This window comes from Pseudomonas hydrolytica (assembly GCF_021495345.1).
GTDB classification, from domain to species: domain Bacteria; phylum Pseudomonadota; class Gammaproteobacteria; order Pseudomonadales; family Pseudomonadaceae; genus Aquipseudomonas; species Aquipseudomonas hydrolytica.
In genome coordinates this window covers 4,336,118-4,353,581 of the sequence record NZ_CP099397.1, presented here as the reverse complement: position 1 = coordinate 4,353,581, position 17,464 = coordinate 4,336,118, and the positions used below count along the sequence as shown (strand labels likewise).

14 protein-coding genes are annotated in these 17,464 nt (G+C 64.2%); 10 read left to right on the top strand and 4 right to left on the bottom strand.

Features of this window, described 5'->3' with window-relative positions:
• Positions 1-28: 28 nt before the first annotated feature.
• A complete protein-coding gene (locus tag L1F06_RS20395) occupies positions 29-1,204 on the bottom strand; it encodes a thiolase family protein (RefSeq protein ID WP_129482943.1) in 1,176 nt (391 codons plus the stop codon).
• Between the two features lie 266 nt (positions 1,205-1,470).
• Here L1F06_RS20395 and L1F06_RS20390 point away from each other — a divergent pair, with 266 nt between their 5' ends.
• The 4 genes from L1F06_RS20390 (at position 1,471) to L1F06_RS20375 (ending at position 9,451) form a co-directional block, all read left to right on the top strand.
• The gene (locus L1F06_RS20390) at positions 1,471-3,153 is read left to right on the top strand and encodes a fatty acid--CoA ligase (protein ID WP_129482942.1); all 1,683 of its coding nucleotides are present in this window, start codon (positions 1,471-1,473) and stop codon (positions 3,151-3,153) included.
• A 217-nt stretch (positions 3,154-3,370) separates the two neighbouring features.
• Positions 3,371-5,164 (top strand): DUF1302 domain-containing protein, encoded by a 1,794-nt coding sequence (locus L1F06_RS20385; RefSeq protein ID WP_003240471.1) that lies wholly within the window; start codon positions 3,371-3,373, stop codon positions 5,162-5,164.
• Between the two features lie 32 nt (positions 5,165-5,196).
• Positions 5,197-6,564, top strand: coding sequence for a DUF1329 domain-containing protein (locus L1F06_RS20380; RefSeq protein WP_003240472.1), 1,368 nt, complete (start codon positions 5,197-5,199; stop codon positions 6,562-6,564).
• Positions 6,565-6,706: 142 nt separating this feature from the next.
• Positions 6,707-9,451 (top strand): winged helix-turn-helix domain-containing protein, encoded by a 2,745-nt coding sequence (locus tag L1F06_RS20375; RefSeq protein WP_003240475.1) that lies wholly within the window; start codon positions 6,707-6,709, stop codon positions 9,449-9,451.
• On the opposite strand, the gene L1F06_RS20370 is transcribed toward L1F06_RS20375, so the two are convergent.
• On the bottom strand, positions 9,440-10,300 hold the full coding sequence (locus tag L1F06_RS20370) for a hypothetical protein (protein WP_003240476.1): 861 nt from the start codon (positions 10,298-10,300) through the stop codon (positions 9,440-9,442). The two genes, L1F06_RS20375 and L1F06_RS20370, sit on opposite strands and share 12 nt — an antisense overlap.
• Before the next feature lie 82 nt (positions 10,301-10,382).
• Here L1F06_RS20370 and L1F06_RS20365 point away from each other — a divergent pair, with 82 nt between their 5' ends.
• Together L1F06_RS20365 and L1F06_RS20360 are read left to right on the top strand one after the other, a co-directional pair.
• On the top strand, positions 10,383-11,054 hold the full coding sequence (locus tag L1F06_RS20365) for a TetR/AcrR family transcriptional regulator (protein WP_003240478.1): 672 nt from the start codon (positions 10,383-10,385) through the stop codon (positions 11,052-11,054).
• Positions 11,055-11,124: 70 nt separating this feature from the next.
• Positions 11,125-12,063: an alpha/beta fold hydrolase gene (locus L1F06_RS20360; protein WP_003240480.1), complete on the top strand. Its 939-nt coding sequence runs from the start codon at positions 11,125-11,127 to the stop codon at positions 12,061-12,063.
• 115 nt (positions 12,064-12,178) lie between these two features.
• On the opposite strand, the gene L1F06_RS20355 is transcribed toward L1F06_RS20360, so the two are convergent.
• Entirely contained in the window at positions 12,179-13,024 is an 846-nt protein-coding gene (locus L1F06_RS20355; protein WP_129482941.1) for a metal-dependent hydrolase, read from the bottom strand.
• Positions 13,025-13,291: 267 nt separating this feature from the next.
• Positions 13,292-14,119, bottom strand: coding sequence for a metal-dependent hydrolase (locus tag L1F06_RS20350; protein WP_041772961.1), 828 nt, complete (start codon positions 14,117-14,119; stop codon positions 13,292-13,294).
• A 121-nt stretch (positions 14,120-14,240) separates the two neighbouring features.
• Between L1F06_RS20350 and L1F06_RS20345 the strand changes: the two genes are divergently transcribed.
• The 4 genes from L1F06_RS20345 to L1F06_RS20330 all read left to right on the top strand — a co-directional run bounded on the left by L1F06_RS20345 (position 14,241) and on the right by L1F06_RS20330 (position 17,436).
• The gene (locus L1F06_RS20345; protein ID WP_129482940.1) at positions 14,241-15,263 is read left to right on the top strand and encodes an AraC family transcriptional regulator; all 1,023 of its coding nucleotides are present in this window, start codon (positions 14,241-14,243) and stop codon (positions 15,261-15,263) included.
• Entirely contained in the window at positions 15,263-15,910 is a 648-nt protein-coding gene (locus tag L1F06_RS20340; protein ID WP_129482939.1) for an MBL fold metallo-hydrolase, read from the top strand. The genes L1F06_RS20345 and L1F06_RS20340 overlap by 1 nt, the downstream gene beginning before the upstream one ends.
• 60 nt (positions 15,911-15,970) lie before the next feature.
• Positions 15,971-16,639: a YiaD family glycine zipper/OmpA-like lipoprotein gene (locus L1F06_RS20335; RefSeq protein ID WP_012019600.1), complete on the top strand. Its 669-nt coding sequence runs from the start codon at positions 15,971-15,973 to the stop codon at positions 16,637-16,639.
• Between the two features lie 140 nt (positions 16,640-16,779).
• Complete coding sequence (locus L1F06_RS20330) at positions 16,780-17,436, top strand: YiaD family glycine zipper/OmpA-like lipoprotein (protein ID WP_003240491.1); 657 nt, start codon at positions 16,780-16,782, stop codon at positions 17,434-17,436.
• Positions 17,437-17,464: the final 28 nt, after the last annotated feature.

Below are 17,464 nucleotides of genomic sequence, written 5' to 3'. Positions count from 1 at the left end.
CTGCGGGGCTCTTTCGTGATGGGCTGGCTTACAGCAGTTCGATGGCCACGGCAGTGGCTTCGCCGCCGCCGATGCACAGCGAGGCGATACCGCGCTTGCCGCCTTTCTTCTGCAGGGCGTTGATCAGGGTAAGGATGATCCGCGAGCCGGTGGAGCCGACCGGGTGCCCCTGAGCGCAGGCGCCACCGAAGACGTTGACCTTGGCGTGATCCAGACCGTGTTCGCGCATGGCCAGCATGGTCACCATGGCGAACGCTTCGTTGATCTCGAACAGGTCCACCTCATCCTTGTTCCAGCCGGTCTTCTTCAGCAGGTTGCTCATGGCGCCGATGGGCGCCAGGGTGAACTCGCTCGGGTCCTGACTCTGGGTGGCGTGGGCAACGACCCTGGCCAGCGGTTTGAGGCCGCGCCTGGCAGCTTCCTCGGCAGTCATCAGCAGCAGGGCGCTGGCGCCGTCGGAGATGGAACTGGCGTTGGCGGCGGTGATGGTGCCGTCCTTTTTGAAGGCGGGTTTGAGCGCAGGAATCTTGTCCAGATTGGCAGTCAGCGGCTGCTCGTCATCCTTGACCACCACTTCGCCTTTGCGCGAGCTGACGGTGATCGGCACGATCTCGGCATCCAGCGAGCCGTCCTTGATTGCAGTCTGGGCACGCTTGAGCGACTCGATGGCGTAGGCGTCCATTTCCTCGCGGGTGATGCCGTATCGGTCGGCGGTCTCCTGGGCGAAGGAGCCCATCAGGCGGCCAGTGCGCGCGTCTTCCAGGCCGTCGAGGAACATGTGGTCCTTGATCTCGCCATGGCCTATGCGCAGGCCGGTGCGGGCCTTCTCCAGTACGTAGGGGGCGTTGGACATGCTTTCCATGCCGCCAGCGATCATCACCTGGTTGCTGCCGGCCTTGAGCGAGTCGAAGGCCATCATCACCGCCTTCATGCCCGAGCCGCACAGCTTGTTGATGGTGGTGCAGCCGGTGGCGCTTGGCAGGCCGGCATTGAGCGAGGCCTGGCGTGCCGGGCCCTGCTTGAGGCCGGCCGGCAGTACGCAGCCCATGATCACTTCCTGCACCTCGGCCGGCTCGATACCGGCGCGCTTGACTGCCTCGCGGATGGCGGCAGCGCCCAGATCGACGGCGGCCACGCTGGCCAGGCTGCCCTGGAAACCGCCCATGGGAGTACGGGCGCCGCTAACGATGACGATATCGGACATGGTGTTACCTCGAACGAACGTGTGACTCGGTGCCGCCTTGTTTGTGGCGTGCTCTCTACGGCTGCCAGCCTCCGGGCTGTCGCGCAGCGACGTCAAGAACTGCTCCCGAAAGTTTTTCAGGACTGGCGGGTTGTCTCGATTCTAACCTGTGACTAAAAGTGGCCATAGAGTCACGTTGCAAATCATTCTTTGGGCTGATTTCGCTGTGCAGGCACCGCTCTAGAGTCGCTGCATCATAAATTCCTGGCGTGCCTCAAGGTGACTTCATGCTGCAGACCCGACTGATCCCTTCCGCTACCAATGCCCACGCTTATCCGCTGCTGATCAAGCGCCTGCTGCTGTCCGGCAGCCGCTATGAGAAGACCCGGGAAATCGTCTATCGCGACAAGCTGCGTTACAGCTACGCCACCTTCAACGAGCGCGTCGCCCGGCTGGCCAACGTGCTCAGCGGGGCCGGGGTCAAGGCCGGCGATACCGTGGCGGTGATGGACTGGGACAGCCACCGCTATCTCGAGTGCATGTTCGCCATTCCCATGCTCGGCGCGGTGCTGCACACCATCAATATTCGCCTGTCGCCGGACCAGATCCTCTACACAATGAACCACGCCGAGGACCGCTTCGTGCTGGTCAACAGCGAGTTCGTGCCGCTGTACAACGGCATTGCCGGGCAACTGACCACCGTCGAGAAGACCCTGCTGCTGACCGATGGCGATGACAAGAGCGCCGAACTGCCGAACCTCGTCGGTGAATACGAGAGCCTGCTGGCGGCGGCCAGCCCCAGCTACGACTTCGCCGACTTCGACGAGAACTCCGTAGCCACTACCTTCTATACCACCGGCACCACCGGTAACCCCAAGGGTGTGTACTTCACTCATCGGCAACTGGTGCTGCACACCCTGTCGATGGCGACCACCATGGGCGGCCTGGACAGCATTCGCCTGCTGGGCAACGACGATGTCTACATGCCGATCACGCCGATGTTCCACGTGCACGCCTGGGGCGTGCCCTACGTGGCCACCATGCTCGGGGTCAAGCAGGTGTACCCGGGGCGCTACGAGCCGGACATGCTTTGCCGGCTGATCAAGGAAGAGAAGGTCAACTTCTCCCACTGCGTGCCGACCATCCTGCAGATGGTGCTCAATGCCCCTGGCGCGCAGGGGCATGACTTCGGCGGCATGAAGATGATCATCGGTGGCAGCGCGCTGAACCGTTCGCTGTACGAGGCGGCCAAGGCGCGCGGCATCCAGCTCACGGCAGCGTATGGCATGTCCGAGACCTGCCCGCTGATTTCCTGTGCCTACCTCAACGAGGAGCTGCGCGCCGGCAGCGAGGACGAGCGCACCACCTACCGCATCAAGGCCGGCATTCCGGTGCCGTTGGTGGAGGCGGCCATCATGGACAGCGAAGGCAAGCTGTTGCCCAGCGATGGTGAAACCCAGGGCGAGTTGGTCCTGCGCGCGCCCTGGCTGACCCAGGGTTACTTCCGGGAGCCGGAGAAGGGCGAGGAGCTCTGGGCGCATGGCTGGCTGCACACCGGTGACGTGGCCACCATCGACGGCATGGGCTTCATCGAGATTCGCGATCGCATCAAGGACGTGATCAAGACCGGCGGCGAGTGGATTTCCTCCCTGGAGCTGGAAGACCTGATCAGCCGGCACCCGGCCGTCCGCGAAGTCGCCGTGGTCGGTGTGCCCGATCCGCAGTGGGGCGAGCGTCCCTTCGCCCTGCTGGTGGTACACGAGGGACAGGCACTGGACGCCAAGGGGTTGAAGGAACACCTCAAGCCGTTCGTCGAGCAGGGCCATATCAACAAGTGGGCGATACCCACGCAGATCGCGCTTGTTACCGAAGTTCCCAAGACCAGTGTCGGCAAGCTGGACAAGAAGCGCATTCGCGTCGATATCGCTCAATGGCAGGAGGCCGGGAGCGCATTCCTGTCCACGCTGTAAGGTGCGAACTGGCTGGGTGGTCGAAGTGACTGCCCAGTCAAACAAGCGTTTGGCTTGCTAATTGCTGTTTCACGTCCATGCTTGGCTAGGGGCAGGGTCTGAAACCTGCGAGCCAGAGTGCCTGGGGGCTGCAAATCACACTTTCGAGGGATCAAGCAGTAGTACCCGCTGGCTATAGTCCAAGCATCCATAACAAAAAACACATGGAGTAGCGTCGATGACAAAAACAACACCCTACTGGCGCCTGGCGAAACTGCCGCTGGCAGTCAGCCTCGCTTCCACCCTCGCCGCTCCGGCATTCGGTGTCACTTTCAATATCGGCGAGATCGAGGGTCAGTTCGATTCGCAACTGTCCGTCGGTGCCAGCTGGGCGGTGCGTGGTGCCGACCCGAGCCTGGTCGGCCTACGCAACGGTGGCGGGGCCTCGTCCCAGACCGGCGACGACGGTCGTCTGAACTTCAAGAAGGGCGAGACCTTCTCGAAAATCTTCAAGGGCATCCACGACCTCGAGCTGAAATACGGCGATACCGGTGTGTTCGTGCGCGGCAAGTACTGGTATGACTTCGAGCTGAAAGACGAGAGCCGCCTGCTCTACGACATCGACGACAGCAACCGCAAGACCGCCGCACAATCGTCCGGCGTGCAATTGCTCGACGCATTCCTCTATCACAACTACACCATCGCAGAGCTGCCGGGCAGCGTGCGCGTCGGCAAGCAGGTGGTGAGCTGGGGCGAGAGCACCTTTATCCAGAACTCGATCAACTCGATCAACCCGGTGGATGTCGCGGCATTCCGTCGTCCCGGTGCCGAGATCAAGGAAGGCCTGATCCCGGTCAACATGTTCTATGTGTCGCAAAGCCTGACCGACAACCTTTCGGCCGAGGTGTTCTATCAGCTCGAGTGGGATCAGACGGTTCTCGACAACTGCGGCACCTTCTTCGCTCTTGATGTGCTGGCCGACGGCTGTACTGATCGTCTGGCCGTAGATGGCTCCGATTTTGGCGGTCCAGGTAGTCCTCGTTACGCTTATTTGAGCCGTCTGGGTGATAACGATGCCCGTGACAGCGGGCAATACGGTATCGCCCTGCGTTGGTTCTCGCCGGAACTGGACACCGAGTTTGGCTTCTACACCATGAACTACCACAGCCGTACGCCGAATCTCTCCTACGTCGCTGGGCGAGGTGCTTATCTACCGGGGATAAGCCCATCAGATGGGCCTCAGTTTGCCGACCCGTCAATTGGTCAACTTCATGCAGGTTACTACCTGGATTATGCGGAAGATATCCGTCTGCATGGCATGAGCTTCTCCACTACTGCAGGCTCGGCTTCTATCGCAGGTGAAATCAGCTATCGGCCGAATATGCCGATGCAGATCAACACCATCGACTTGACGTTGGCGTCTATCCTGCAGACGGGCTTGGCCTACACCAATAGTCCGATATATACCAGTGGTCATGCTCAGGGCTTTGAAGGGGAAGTTCTGCAGGGTTATGTACGCAAGCCGTTGACTCAGGCGCAAGTTACCGTTACCCAATTTATCGATCAGGTCGCTGGTGCCGAGCGTCTCACTCTCGTTGGTGAAGTCGGTTATTCGCATGTTAGCAATCTGGGCAAGAATGAACTGCGCTTCGGTCGGGCCCCAGAGTTTGGTAGCGGTCCCCTAGCTACTCCGGGCCTCTGCGAGACTGTAGGTAACTCGGCTAATCCTCAAGAATGCAATAACAAGGGGTTCTACACCACCACTTCGTGGGGATATCGTGCTCGCGCAATCTTGGATTACAACAATGCATTCGCCGGCGTAAACCTCAGGCCCAGCCTGTCTTGGTCGCATGACGTGGACGGCTATGGTCCGACCTTCAACGAGGGCAACAAGGCAATCAGCCTGGGCCTGGATGCCGAGTATCAGAATACTTACACCGCCAGCCTGTCCTACACCGATTTCTTCGGTGGTAAGTACAACACCAACATTGATCGCGACTTCGTCGCACTCAGCTTTGGCGTGAACTTCTAAGCGGTCAGGAATTTCGAGGAATCATGATGCAAATGAAAACAACAAAAAAACTGTGGCAAAGCGGTGTCCTGACCCTGTCTCTGCTGGCGACCAGCGTGATGGCGGCAGTGTCGCCGGATGAAGCGGCCAAGCTGGGTGCCAGCCTGACGCCGGTCGGTGCTGAAATGGCGGGTAACGCCGATGGTTCGATTCCGGCCTGGACCGGCGGTCTGCCGGCCAATGCAGGCAGCGTCGACGGCAAGGGCTTCCTGTCGGACCCGTTCGCCAGCGAGCAGCCGCTGTTCACCATCACCGCGCAGAACGTCGAGCAGTACAAGGACAAGCTGACCCCCGGCCAGCTGGCGATGTTCAAGCGCTATCCCGAAAGCTACAAGATGCCGGTCTACCCGACCCACCGTTCGGCGAGCCTGCCGGCTTCGGTACTCGAGGCGACCAAGCAGAACGCGGTGAACACCCGTATGGTTGAGGGCGGCAACGGTCTGGAGAACTTCAAGACTGCCAACCCCTTCCCGATTCCGCAGAACGGCCTGGAAGCGATCTGGAACCACATCACCCGCTACCGCGGTGGCAGCGTGCGTCGTCTGGTGACTCAGGCGACTCCGCAGCCGAATGGTTCCTACTCGCTTGTTTACTTCCAGGACGAGTTCACCTTCCGCGATGCGCTGACCGACTTCGATCCGAGCAAGGAAAGCAACGTACTGTTCTACTTCAAGCAGCGCGTCACCGCTCCGTCGCGTCTGGCCGGTAACGTGCTGCTGGTGCACGAGACCCTCAACCAGGTCAAGGAGCCGCGTCTGGCCTGGCTGTACAACGCCGGTCAGCGTCGCGTGCGTCGTGCGCCGCAGGTGTCCTACGACGGTCCGGGTACCGCGGCCGACGGTCTGCGTACCTCCGACAACTTCGACATGTACAACGGTGCGCCGGATCGCTACGACTGGAAGCTCAACGGCAAGAAGGAGATCTACATCCCCTACAACGCCTACAAGCTGGATTCGCCGAACCTGAAGTACTCCGACATCATCAAGGCCGGCCATATCAACCAGGACCTGACTCGTTACGAGCTGCACCGCGTCTGGCATGTGACCGCGACCCTGAAGTCGGGCGAGCGCCACATCTACGCCAAGCGTGACTTCTACATCGACGAGGATACCTGGCAGGCTTCGCTGATCGATCACTACGACGGTCGCGGTACCCTGTGGCGCGTAGCCGAGGCGCATGCCCAGTACTACTACGACAAGCAGGTGCCGTGGTACACCGTGGAGACCCTGTACGACCTGCTGTCCGGTCGCTACCTGGCTCTGGGTATGAAGAACGAGGAGAAGCAGGCCTACGACTTCAACTACAAGGCCTCCAGCAGCGACTACACTCCGGCGGCCCTGCGCCAGGCGGGCGTTCGCTAACTGCTGTTGTCGAGTTACACGACGAAGCCGGCCTTGTGCCGGCTTTTTCGTTACGGACTGTAGCCGACGCTTCAAATGGCCAATACAAGTCGCTAGGCTGAGTTCAGGGTGCGCCTACACAAGACTTCCCAAGAAGTGGCCGATGACAGACCTTTCCCGTTCGCCTGGTTTCCCTTACGCACCGGCCTCGCCGGTCGAGGCGCGTTTCTACCGGCCACCGCTGCCGGCAGGGCATGTGCCCCGGCCCAGGTTGTGCCAGCGCCTCGAAGAGGGGCTGCAGGGGCGCCTGCTGCTGGTCTGTGCGCCTGCGGGGTTCGGCAAGAGCTCCCTGGCCATCGAGTTTTGCGAGGGGTTGCCCGAGCACTGGCACAGCCTGTGGCTGGGGTTGAGCGAGCGCGATCAGGACCCTGGGCGCTTCCTCGAGCGCCTGCTGCAAGGGCTGCAGCAGTTCTACCCAGCTCTCGGTGAAGAAGCGCTCGGCCTGCTGAAAATGCGTCAGCGCCACCAGCCGTTTGCCTTCGAACAGTGGCTCGATGGTCTGCTCGATGAGCTTGCCGACGAGCTGGATGACGGTCAGCCGCTGTTGCTGGTGCTGGACGACTATCACCTGGCGCAGGGGCCGGTGCTCGACCGTTGCCTGCAGTTCTTCCTCAATCACCTGCCACCCGGCGTCCTGCTGCTGGTGACCAGCCGCCAGCGGCCCGACTGGCATCTGGCTCGCCTGCGTCTGTCGCGGCAGTTGCTGGAGCTCAACGAACAGGACCTGAGGCTCACCACCGGCGAGGTGGATGCCCTGCTGAGCAGCCAGGGGGCTCGCCTGCAGAGGCCGCAGGTCGCCGATATCCTGCAGCGCAGCGAGGGCTGGGTAGCAGGCCTGCGCCTGTGGCTGCTGGCGGTCGAGGAGCTCGATGGCGATGCCCAGGAGGACCTGGCGCTGCATGGCGGCGAGGGGCTGATCCGCGAGTACCTGCTCGAGGAAGTGATAGAGCGGCAGCCGCCCGAGGTGCAGCAGTTCCTCTATGAGACGGCCTGCCTGGAGCGCTTCTGCGCCGGGCTCTGCGATGCGGTGCGCGACAGTCATGACAGCGCCGCGATCATCCGGCAGTTGCAGGCCAATCAGGTATTTCTGGTGCCGCTTGACGAGCAGGGCCAGTGGTTTCGTTACCACCACCTGTTTTCCGACCTGCTCAACGCGCGATCGCTCGAGGGCCAGGTTCGCTCGCAGGGCGGCGCTCATCTGCGCGCATGCCGCTGGTTCGCCGCGCAGGGCATGCTGGACTCGGCCATCGAGCAGGCATTGCTGGCCGGTCAGGCCGATGTCGCCGCCAGTCTGGTGCAGAACCTTTCCGAAGAGCAGATGCTGGCAGAGCAGAACATCGCCATGTTGCTGCGCTGGAAGACCAACCTGCCGGACGACCTGCTGGCCAGTACGCCGCGCTTGATCATGCTCTATGGCTGGGCGCTGGCACTGGCCTGCCAGCTGGATGCCGCGCAGGAGCTGCTGGAGCAGCTCGGACGTTTCCTGCCTGCGGCCGATCCGCTCGGCCAGCGCAGCCTGCTGGCGCAGTGGCAGGCGCTCGATGGCGTCATCGCGCGTGGCCGTGGCGACGGCGCGCGGGCCGAGCAGCAATGCAGCGAGGCGCTTGCCGGCCTGCCCGCGGAGCGCTATGGCCCCCATTTCATGTGTCTGTCGACGTTGGCCAATCTGGCCATGGTACGTGGCGATCTGTGGCGAGCGCGAGGCCTCAATCGCGAGGCCCTGGAGCTGGCGCAGCGCATCGACAACCCGCTGTTCGAAGCGCTGGCGCATTACGAGCGTGCTCGCGTGCTGCAGGCGCGTGGCGAAGTGCTGCGGGCGTTGAGCGAGGTGCGCCAGGGGCTGGCGCATCTGCAGGGCTTGCCTGTGCAGCGCAGCTATTCGGTGCGAGCACGTCTGACCCTGTACGAGGGCTATCTGCTCAGCCTGCGCCTGCAGCCGCGGGCGGCCGAGCAGCTGCAGGCCGGTATCGCCGAGGCGAGAAGCTGTCGCGACGTCGGTGTGCTGATCGGTTACTGCGTGCTGGCCTGTCTGGAAGGGCGCCGCGGCCGCCCCGCCGAGGCCTTTGCCCTGCTCGGTGAGGCGGAGCGGCTGATGCATGTATGGGACGTACCGGCGATCTACTACCTGGCGATGATCACCCTGATCAAGTGCGAGCTGTGGTTGCGTCAGGGGCAGGTCGAGCTGGCCGCCGCCTGGCTGCCGCAACTGGCCGAAACCTATGGCGATCAGGGGCGCGCCCTGGCGCCGGAGTTCCATCCACAGCTGGCCCTGCACATCGACTTGCAGCAGGCGGCGCTGGAGCGTCTACAGGGCGATGTGGAGGCTGCGGAGCGGCGTCTGCGTGCCTTGCAGCAGCAGGCCCAGGGGCTCGGTGGGCAACTGGTGGGGCTGATGGCGCAGGCGCAGCTGGCTCAGCTGCTGCGGCAGACGGGCCGCGAGCGTGAGGCGCAGCAGCAGCTCGACGGCTGCCTGGAGGTCGCCCAGGGCGGTGCTCTGCTGCCGTTCGTCGAACTGCTCGAGCACCAGCCGCAGTGGCTGCGCGAGCGTTTGCAGTTGCGTCCTGCTTGCCCGCAGCGCGATGCGCTGCTCGCCCAGTTGCCGGCCGCTCGGGAGGCGGACGAGGACGTGGCGCCGGAGGAGAGCGGCCCGACGGAAAAGCTCAGCGGCCGTGAGATGGCCGTGCTGCAGCTGATCGCGCGCGGCTGTTCCAATCAGGAGATCAGCGAGCGCCTGTTCATCTCCCTGCACACGGTCAAGACCCACGCCCGCCACATCAACAGCAAGCTCGGCGTCGAGCGGCGCACGCAGGCGGTGGCGAGGGCCAAGGGCCTCGGCCTACTGCGCTGAGCCAGGCAGCGAGAGGTCCAGCGTCGGGGCCTTGATCGGCGGCGTCACCGGCTGCGCCAGCTTGGTCTGCACGTCACGATGAATCATCTGCAGCACCGGCAGCAGTGCAGCCATGTCGTTCCCCACCTGGGGATAACGATGGTTGCTGGCGAGCCCTTCGATCCGTTTCAGCAGCCCCGCCTGGACGTCTGCCGGCAGGTGCACGTACAGCTCCGGCAACTGCTGGCTCAGCTCGGCGCTGTACAGCAGCAGCTCGTCGCGGCCGAAGGCCTGGGTCAGCTCCAGATAGTCCAGCGCGCTGTTGCTGAGCATGGCCGCCGCTGCCTTGGTTTCCTGCAGGCCCTGCAGGCGCACCGGGTTGCTCTGCTCGCTCTGCGACAGGGTCATCCAGAATTCGGTGGTGAGGGTGAACAGAATCGCCTGCTGACGCAGCGAGTAGCTCATTAGGCCAAGCGCTTCGGCGGCATAGGGCTGCTGCTTGGCGCGGAAGTCGAAGTACAGGCGCATCAGCTCCTTGAGTTCGAACAGCACCTCGCGCGCCTCGTTCTGTCGCAGCTCCAGCGGCGCATAGATGTTGAGCTGCGGGCGAAAGTTCTCGGTCGAGATCATGCGCTGGTAGATCGGCCCGGTGAACTCGCCGCTGCGCCGTGGCAGCGCGTTGGCCTGTGTGCTGTCGAGCTGTTCCAGCGCTTCGCGCAGTTGCTGGTAGTCGCCGGCACGCCAGGGCTTGTGGATATCGGGAATGCGCTGGCCCAGGTAGAACAGCTCGGCTGCGCCGGCGTGCGGCAGCCAAACCAGCAAAAGGATGGCCAGCGGCCAGAGAAGGGGGCGTGCTAGGGTGAGCGACACGATGAATATCCGCGGCTAGAGGCGGCTCCAGAGTACTCAGCTCGACCGCCGCAGTCACCCGCGCCTTGGTTGGGGGAAGAGCATGGACGAGCTGACCGAGCGCGGGGCGATACGCGCGGTGTTCGAGGACCTCGGCGGTTACGGCGCGCTGGCCCCACAGCAGGGTAGCGGCAGCGAGGGCCCGCTGGTCGGGCACCTGCAGCGCACCAACATCCAGTTGGCGGCCATCGGCGTGTTCGCCCGCAAGGGCCTGGAGCAGGTCACGGTGAACGACCTGCTGGAGGCGGCGCAGGTATCGCGGCGTACCTTCTACAAATACTTCGCCAACAAGATGGACGTGCTCGAGGGCATCTACCAGACCTCGGTGCAACTGCTGCTGGCGCGGTTTCGCCAGATGCAGCAGGTAGCCGGCAGCCCGCAGGCCTGGCTGCGCGCCATGGTCGGCCTGTTCTTCGACTACCACCTGGCGGTCGGACCGATCATCCGATTGATGCAGGAGGAGGCGCTGCGTGCCGATTCGCCGCTGGCCGCGCACCGTCAGCGCGCCCATCAGGAGATGCTGCGTCTGGTGGTGGAGCGGCTGGAGCCGGAGCTGACGCCGCGCGATCCGCTGGTGTATCAGGCGCTGATCTGGGCGCTGGAAGCCGCCTCGCTCGACCTGCTCGGGCGCAGCGCCAGCCGCGAACAGATCGAGCAGGCCAAGGCGGTACTCGGCGACCTGCTGATCGCCTCGCTGTGCCCGGGCTCAACCTAGGTTGGGCAGTGTTTGCCGCCAGGTCATGTTCTGATCACCGATACCTACAACAAGAATCGAGGTATCGCGCATGTCCAATAGCCTGTCGCTGCAGCCGCCATTGGCCGCTGGCTTCGCCCGCCTGGGGTTCGGTGCCCTGCCGCTGGAACGCCTGAAAGCGCGTTATGGCAACGCTGCCCAAGGCTCCCGCTATGTCGAGATCGACGGTTTCAATGTCCATTACCGTGACGAAGGCAGCCGCGACAAGCCGGCACTGGTGCTGATCCACGGCGTGGTGGCCTCGCTGCATACCTGGGACGGCTGGGCAGAGGCCTTCGCCCCGCACTACCGCATCATCCGTTTCGACGTGCCCGGCTTTGGCCTCACCGGCCCGGCGCGCGACGGCGAGTACTCGGCCGAGCGCATGATTCGCGTGCTTGGCTTGCTGCTCGACTACCTGCAGGTGGACAAGGCGGATATCGCCGGCAATTCCCTCGGTGGTTACATCGCCTGGAATTTCGCCCTGGCCCAGCCCCAGCGGGTCGGCAAGCTGGTGCTGATCGATCCGGCCGGCTACCCCATGGCCAAGGTGCCCTGGATGATCGCCGCCGCCGCGCTGCCTGGAGCGACCGTGGCCATGCCGCTGTGGATGCCGCGCGCGCTGATCGCCCAGGGCATCAAGGAGGTTTACGGCGAGCCGGGGCGGATCAAGCCCGGTGTGGTCGACCGCTACTACGACCTGTCGCGCCGCCCCGGCAACCGCCGCGGCATGATGGACATCTTTCGCGTGCTGCTGAAGGTCAACAGGCAGGAGCTGCACACCACACCGCAACGGGTGGCCGGCATCCAGGCACCGACCCTGCTGATGTGGGGCGAGCGCGACCGCTGGATCTCGCCCCGGCACGTGCCGCTGTGGCAGCGCGACCTGCCGGGCATTCAGGTCAAGGTCTACCCGGGGGTGGGACACATTCCCATGGAGGAGATTCCCGAGCAGAGCGCGGCCGATGCGATGAGGTTTCTGCTGGGTTGAGCGATGCCCGTCGGGCGCGGATTCGGCGGGTTGCTCCCGCCTTGTCTGCAGCAGGATGCAAACCCGGGTTTTCGCTAGCGAAGCCCCGGATTGCACCGAGCTACGCGGCCTGCATTCAGGCTGCGCTGGCCTGAGGTTGCGGCACGCCGTCGAATTCCTCGCGGGTGGCGTGCAGCAGTGCGAGGTTGTCGTGTTCCCAGGGGTGGAAGTCCTTCTTGAAGAAGTCCAGATAGGGACGCAGGAGCGGGCGGAACACGCCTTCCTTGCCCCACATCCAGCGCAGCCCGTCGCGCCAGACGCGCCAGTTCCACAGCAGGCCGTCGACCTTGAGCATGTGCGCCAGGCCGCGGGTGGTGTCGAGCACGAAGAAGAAGGTGCCCATGACCATGGCCCGGCGCAGCAGTTTGCGGCTGCCGCACACCTGGTTGTAGACGTCGAAGGCCACGGCCTTGTGTTCGGTTTCCTCCAGCGCATGCCAGCGCCACAGGCGCGCCAGCGTGGGATGGGCGCCGGCCATGTGGGCCGGGTTCTTCAGCAGTCCGTCGGCCATGATCGCGGTGATGTGTTCCAGCGCCGCGGTGGCGGCCAGCTGCCGCTGTGGCGAGAACTTCTTCTGGGTGTAGCGGATGCGCGCGCGGGCGCGCTTCTCGATGCGCTCGATGTCGTAACCCAGATCACGCAGGCGCTGGCTGTATTCCAGGTGCTCGCGACTGTGATGACCTTCCTGGCCGATGAAGCCGCGAATCTGCTCCTTGAGCAGCGGGTCGTCGATGCGATCACGGAACTGGCGCACCGAGTCGATGAAGAAGCGTTCGCCGTCGGGGAACAGCACCGACATGGCATCGAACAGATGGCTCTTGAACGCGTCGCCGTCGTTCCAGTGACGCGGCAGCGGGTTGGGCAGATCGAAATCCATGTGTCGCGGGCGGATCTGCAAACCTTCCGGGGTGGTACTGGCCATAAGGGCTCCCTTGCGCTGATGAAGTGCCACCGACTATGGCGCCCGTGGGCTCGCCGGCACAGGTTCGCAACAGCCAATGTTGCAGTCATATCCGGCCATCGGGGCTTGGCCAGTGGAAAGTTGGGGGATAGGTGACGGGCGCGTCGAGGAGATGGGGTGCGCGATGCGCACCAGCTGTTCGCCGCTGGTTGTGTGGGGGGGGACACCGCGCATCCCAGGGCGGACAGCGCCGCCCGAATGCGGCGCATAATCCTGCGGAAATCGCCTTTAGCTGGCCGGCGTATCGAATTCGCCGCGGTACTGCTGCACCAGGTGCAGGTTGTCGTGCTGCCAGGGGTGGAAGTCGGCCTTGTAGAAGTCCAGGTAGACCCGCACCAGCGGCCGATAGATGCCGCGCGAGCCCCATAGCCAGGCCAGGCCGTCGCGCCATACCCGCCAGTTCCACAGCAGGCCGTCGCGCTTGAGCATGTGCAACAGGCCCTTGGTGGTGTCGAGCGTGAAGAAGAAGGTGCTCTGCAGCATGGCGCGGCGGCGCAGCCAGGGGTTGCCGCTGACCAGCTGGAACACGTCGAAGGCCACCGCCTTGTGCTCGGTCTCTTCCAGGGCGTGCCAGCGCCACAGGCGCGCCATGCGCGGGTCCGCGCCTTCCAGCCAGAGCGGATCCTTCAGCAGGGCGTCGGCCATGATCGCGGTCAGGTGCTCCACCGAGGCGGTGGCGGCCAGTTGCAGCTTGCTCGGCAGGTGCTTCTGCAAAAAGGCCAAACGGCGCTTGAGGCCTCGCTCCAGATAATCGATGTCATAGCCCAGCTCGCGCAGGCGCTCGCTGTACTCGAGGTGCTCGCGGCTGTGATGGCCTTCCTGACCGATAAAGCCGCGTATCTGCTCCTTGAGTCGCGGATCTTCGACCTGCTCGCGAAACAGCCGCACCGAATCGATGAAGAAGCGCTCGCCGTCGGGGAACAACACCGACATGGCGTTGAACAGATGGGTCTTGAATGCATTGCCGCCGTGCCAGTGTCGCGGCAGTGGATCGGGCAGCTCGAAGTCGAGCTGGCGCGGGCGGATCTGCAAGCCTTCCGGGGTGGTACTGGCCATGCCTGTTGCCTCCGGTTGCGGGACCATGGTGCAACTATGGGCTTGTGGCGCGGCCGCGGGCAAGGTTAAGGTCAGCCAAAACACGGGTCATTTACGGCCAGCCGCCACGACAAGACGCCCGATGAAAAACGCGCTGAACTTCACTGCCGAACTGGTTCCCGTGGCCTATGCCGAGGCCTTGCTGGCGCTGGCCGAGGAGCGGGGTGTGCCGCGCGATGCCCTGTTCGCCGCCGCACGGGTGCGCCCCGAAGTGCTGGGCAGCCCGAACGGACGTCTGTCCTTTCAGGATTTTCACCTGCTCACCCAGGCCGCGCTGGAGCGCTGCGGCGAACCGGCGCTGGGCCTGGTGCTGGGCCAGCGGCTCAACGTCTCCACCCATGGCATCCTCGGTTATGCGGTGCTGTCCAGCGCCAACCTGGGCAAGGCGCTGCAGTTCGCTCTGAAGTACTACCGGGTGCTTGGCCTGGCTTTCGAGCTGGAGCTGGTGGAGCAGGGCGAGGACATGGAATTGCGCGCCGTCGAGTCCTTCCCCATGGGGCCGCAATCGCGCTTTGCCGCCGAAGGCCTGTTGACCAGCATTCACACCATCGCCCGCTTCCTGCTCGGCGAGGAATTGCAGGGGCTCGCCGTCGGCTTCGCCCATGCCGCGCCGGACTACGCCACACGCTACGCCGAGGTGTTCGGCGTGGCGGCGCAGTTCGAGCAGCCCTGGCACTGGTTGCGCCTGCCGCGGCACTATCTGCAGCGGCCCATGGCCCTGGCCAACCCGGCCACGGTGCAGATGTGCGAGCAGCAGTGCGAGGCGCTGCTGGCCAGCCTCGACGTGCAGGACGGCCTGCTCACCCGCGTGCGTCGCCTGCTGCTGGCGCGCCCTGGCGATTTCCCCGACCTCGAAAGCGCCGCCAGCGCCCTGCACACCAGTGGCCGCAGCCTGCGCCGGCACCTGGCGCAGATGGGCACCAGCTACCAGCAGGTGCTCGACGAGGTACGCAAGCGCCTGGCCCTGCAGTACCTGACCACCACGCATTTGCCGCTGTACGAGATCGCCCAGTTGCTGGGTTTCAGCGACCCGTCCAACTTCCGCCGTGCATTCAGGAAATGGACCGGTAAACTGCCCGGCGATTATCGAAACGAGGCCCTCTGATGAACACCGCCGAACGCCCCTCCCTGATCCGCGAGACCTTTCCCGTCGGCCCCTTGCAGTGCAACTGCACCATCATCGGCGATCCGATTACGAAGAAGGCCATCGTGGTCGATCCGGGCGGCAATCCCGATCTGATCATGGCGCGTCTGGAGGCCCATGGTCTCAAGGTGGTCAGCATCATCCACACCCATGCCCACCTGGATCACTTCCTCGCCTCCGGGCAGATGAAGGAGAAGACCGGCGCCACGCTGCATCTGCACAAGGAGGATCAGTTCCTCTGGGACAATCTGGAGATGCAGTGCCGCATGTTCGGCGTGCCCTACACCCCGGTCCCGGCGCCGGACAGGTGGTTGGCCGATGACGAGGAGCTGGCCTGCGGTTGTGGTGTGGCGCTGCACACGCCGGGGCATACGCCGGGTTCGATGAGCTTCTGGTTCGAAGACGCCAAGCTGCTGATCGCCGGCGACACCCTGTTTCGCCGTGGTATTGGCCGTACCGACCTGTGGGGCGGCGACTACGCCACCATCGAGAGCTCCATCAGGCAGCGCCTGTATCGCCTGGACGAGGACGCCACCGTGGTCACCGGGCACGGGCCGGATACTCGCCTCGGCGACGAGATGCGCGAGAACCCGTTTATCCGTGCCTGAACCCGCTGTCGCGGGTGCTGTCTACACTGGCATTCTGCCGTCCTTCGAGGAGAACTCGTCATGTCCCGTCTATCCCTGATCGCCGCCTGCTCCGCTGCATTGCTGCTGGCCGGCTGCGCCTCGCAGAACCCGTACGACCAGAGCGCCCCGAGCTCGAACAAGACCGCCACCTACGGCGGCCTGGGGGCGCTGGCCGGTGCCGCTGCGGGGGCTTTGATCAATCACGACAACCGCGGCAAGGGCGCGCTGATCGGCGCCGCGGTGGGCGGTGCGGCCGGTGCCGGTTATGGCTACTACGCCGACAGGCAGGAGGCCGAGCTGCGTCGGCAGATGCAGGGCACCGGTGTCGAGGTGCAGCGCCAGGGCGATGTGATTCAGCTGATCATGCCGGGCAACATCACCTTCGCCACCGACTCGGCGGAGATCGCCAGCAGCTTCTACGCGCCGCTGAACAACCTGGCCAACTCCTTCCGCCAGTACAACCAGAACAGCATCGAGGTGGTCGGCCACACCGACAGCACCGGCTCGCACAGCTACAACATGAGCCTGTCGCAGCGCCGTGCGCAGAGCGTGGCCAGCTATCTGATCGCCCAGGGAGTGGATGGCAGCCGGGTCAGCACCCGCGGCATGGGGCCCGATCAGCCGGTGGCGAGCAACGCCACGGCCGAAGGGCGCGCGCAAAACCGCCGGGTTGAGGTCACCCTGCGCCCCCTGCCGGGCGTGCAGTAAGCCCGCACTTCCGGGATTTGTTCTGGGTCGCAGTCCAGCCGCTGCGCGGCTGGTAAGCTTGCGCGGAACTTCGTCCGCACAGTCGGTTCGAAGGCTCCGGCAAGCTGCCGACACCAGAACAACTCCCTAAGGAAGTCCCTATGAACACCAGGCGTAATCTGATCGCGGCCACCGCGGTCATGGCCTTGCTGGCCGGCTGTACCACCAACCCCTATACCGGCGAGCAGCAGGCCGGCAAAGCCGGCATCTACGGCGGTATCGGTGCGGTGACCGGTGCCGCGATCGGTGCAGCTACCTCGAGCAAGAAAGACCGTGCCAAGGGCGCGCTGATCGGTGCTGCAGTGGGCGGTGCGGCGGGTGGCGGCTACGGCTACTACGTCGATACCCAGGAAGCCAAGCTGCGCCAGACCCTGCAGGGCACCGGCGTGCAGGTGCAACGCAATGGCGATGACCTGAAGCTGATCATGCCGGGCAACATCACCTTCGCCAGCAACTCGGCCGACATTTCCAGCAGCTTCTATCCGACCCTGAATTCGCTGGTGCTGGTGTTCAAGGAATTCAACAAGAATGGCGTGAACATCGTCGGTCACACCGACAGCACCGGTTCGCAGGAGCTGAACCAGAGTCTGTCCAGCCGCCGTGCGCAGAGCGTGGCCAACTACCTGACCGCCAACGGCGTACCGGGCCAACGCATTTCCGCCTACGGCGCAGGCCCGAGCCAGCCGATCGCCAGCAACGCCACCGATGCCGGCCGTGCGCAGAACCGCCGCGTCGAGATCAATCTGCGTCCGCTCTGAGGCGCCGATTCGCTGAAACGAAGCCCTC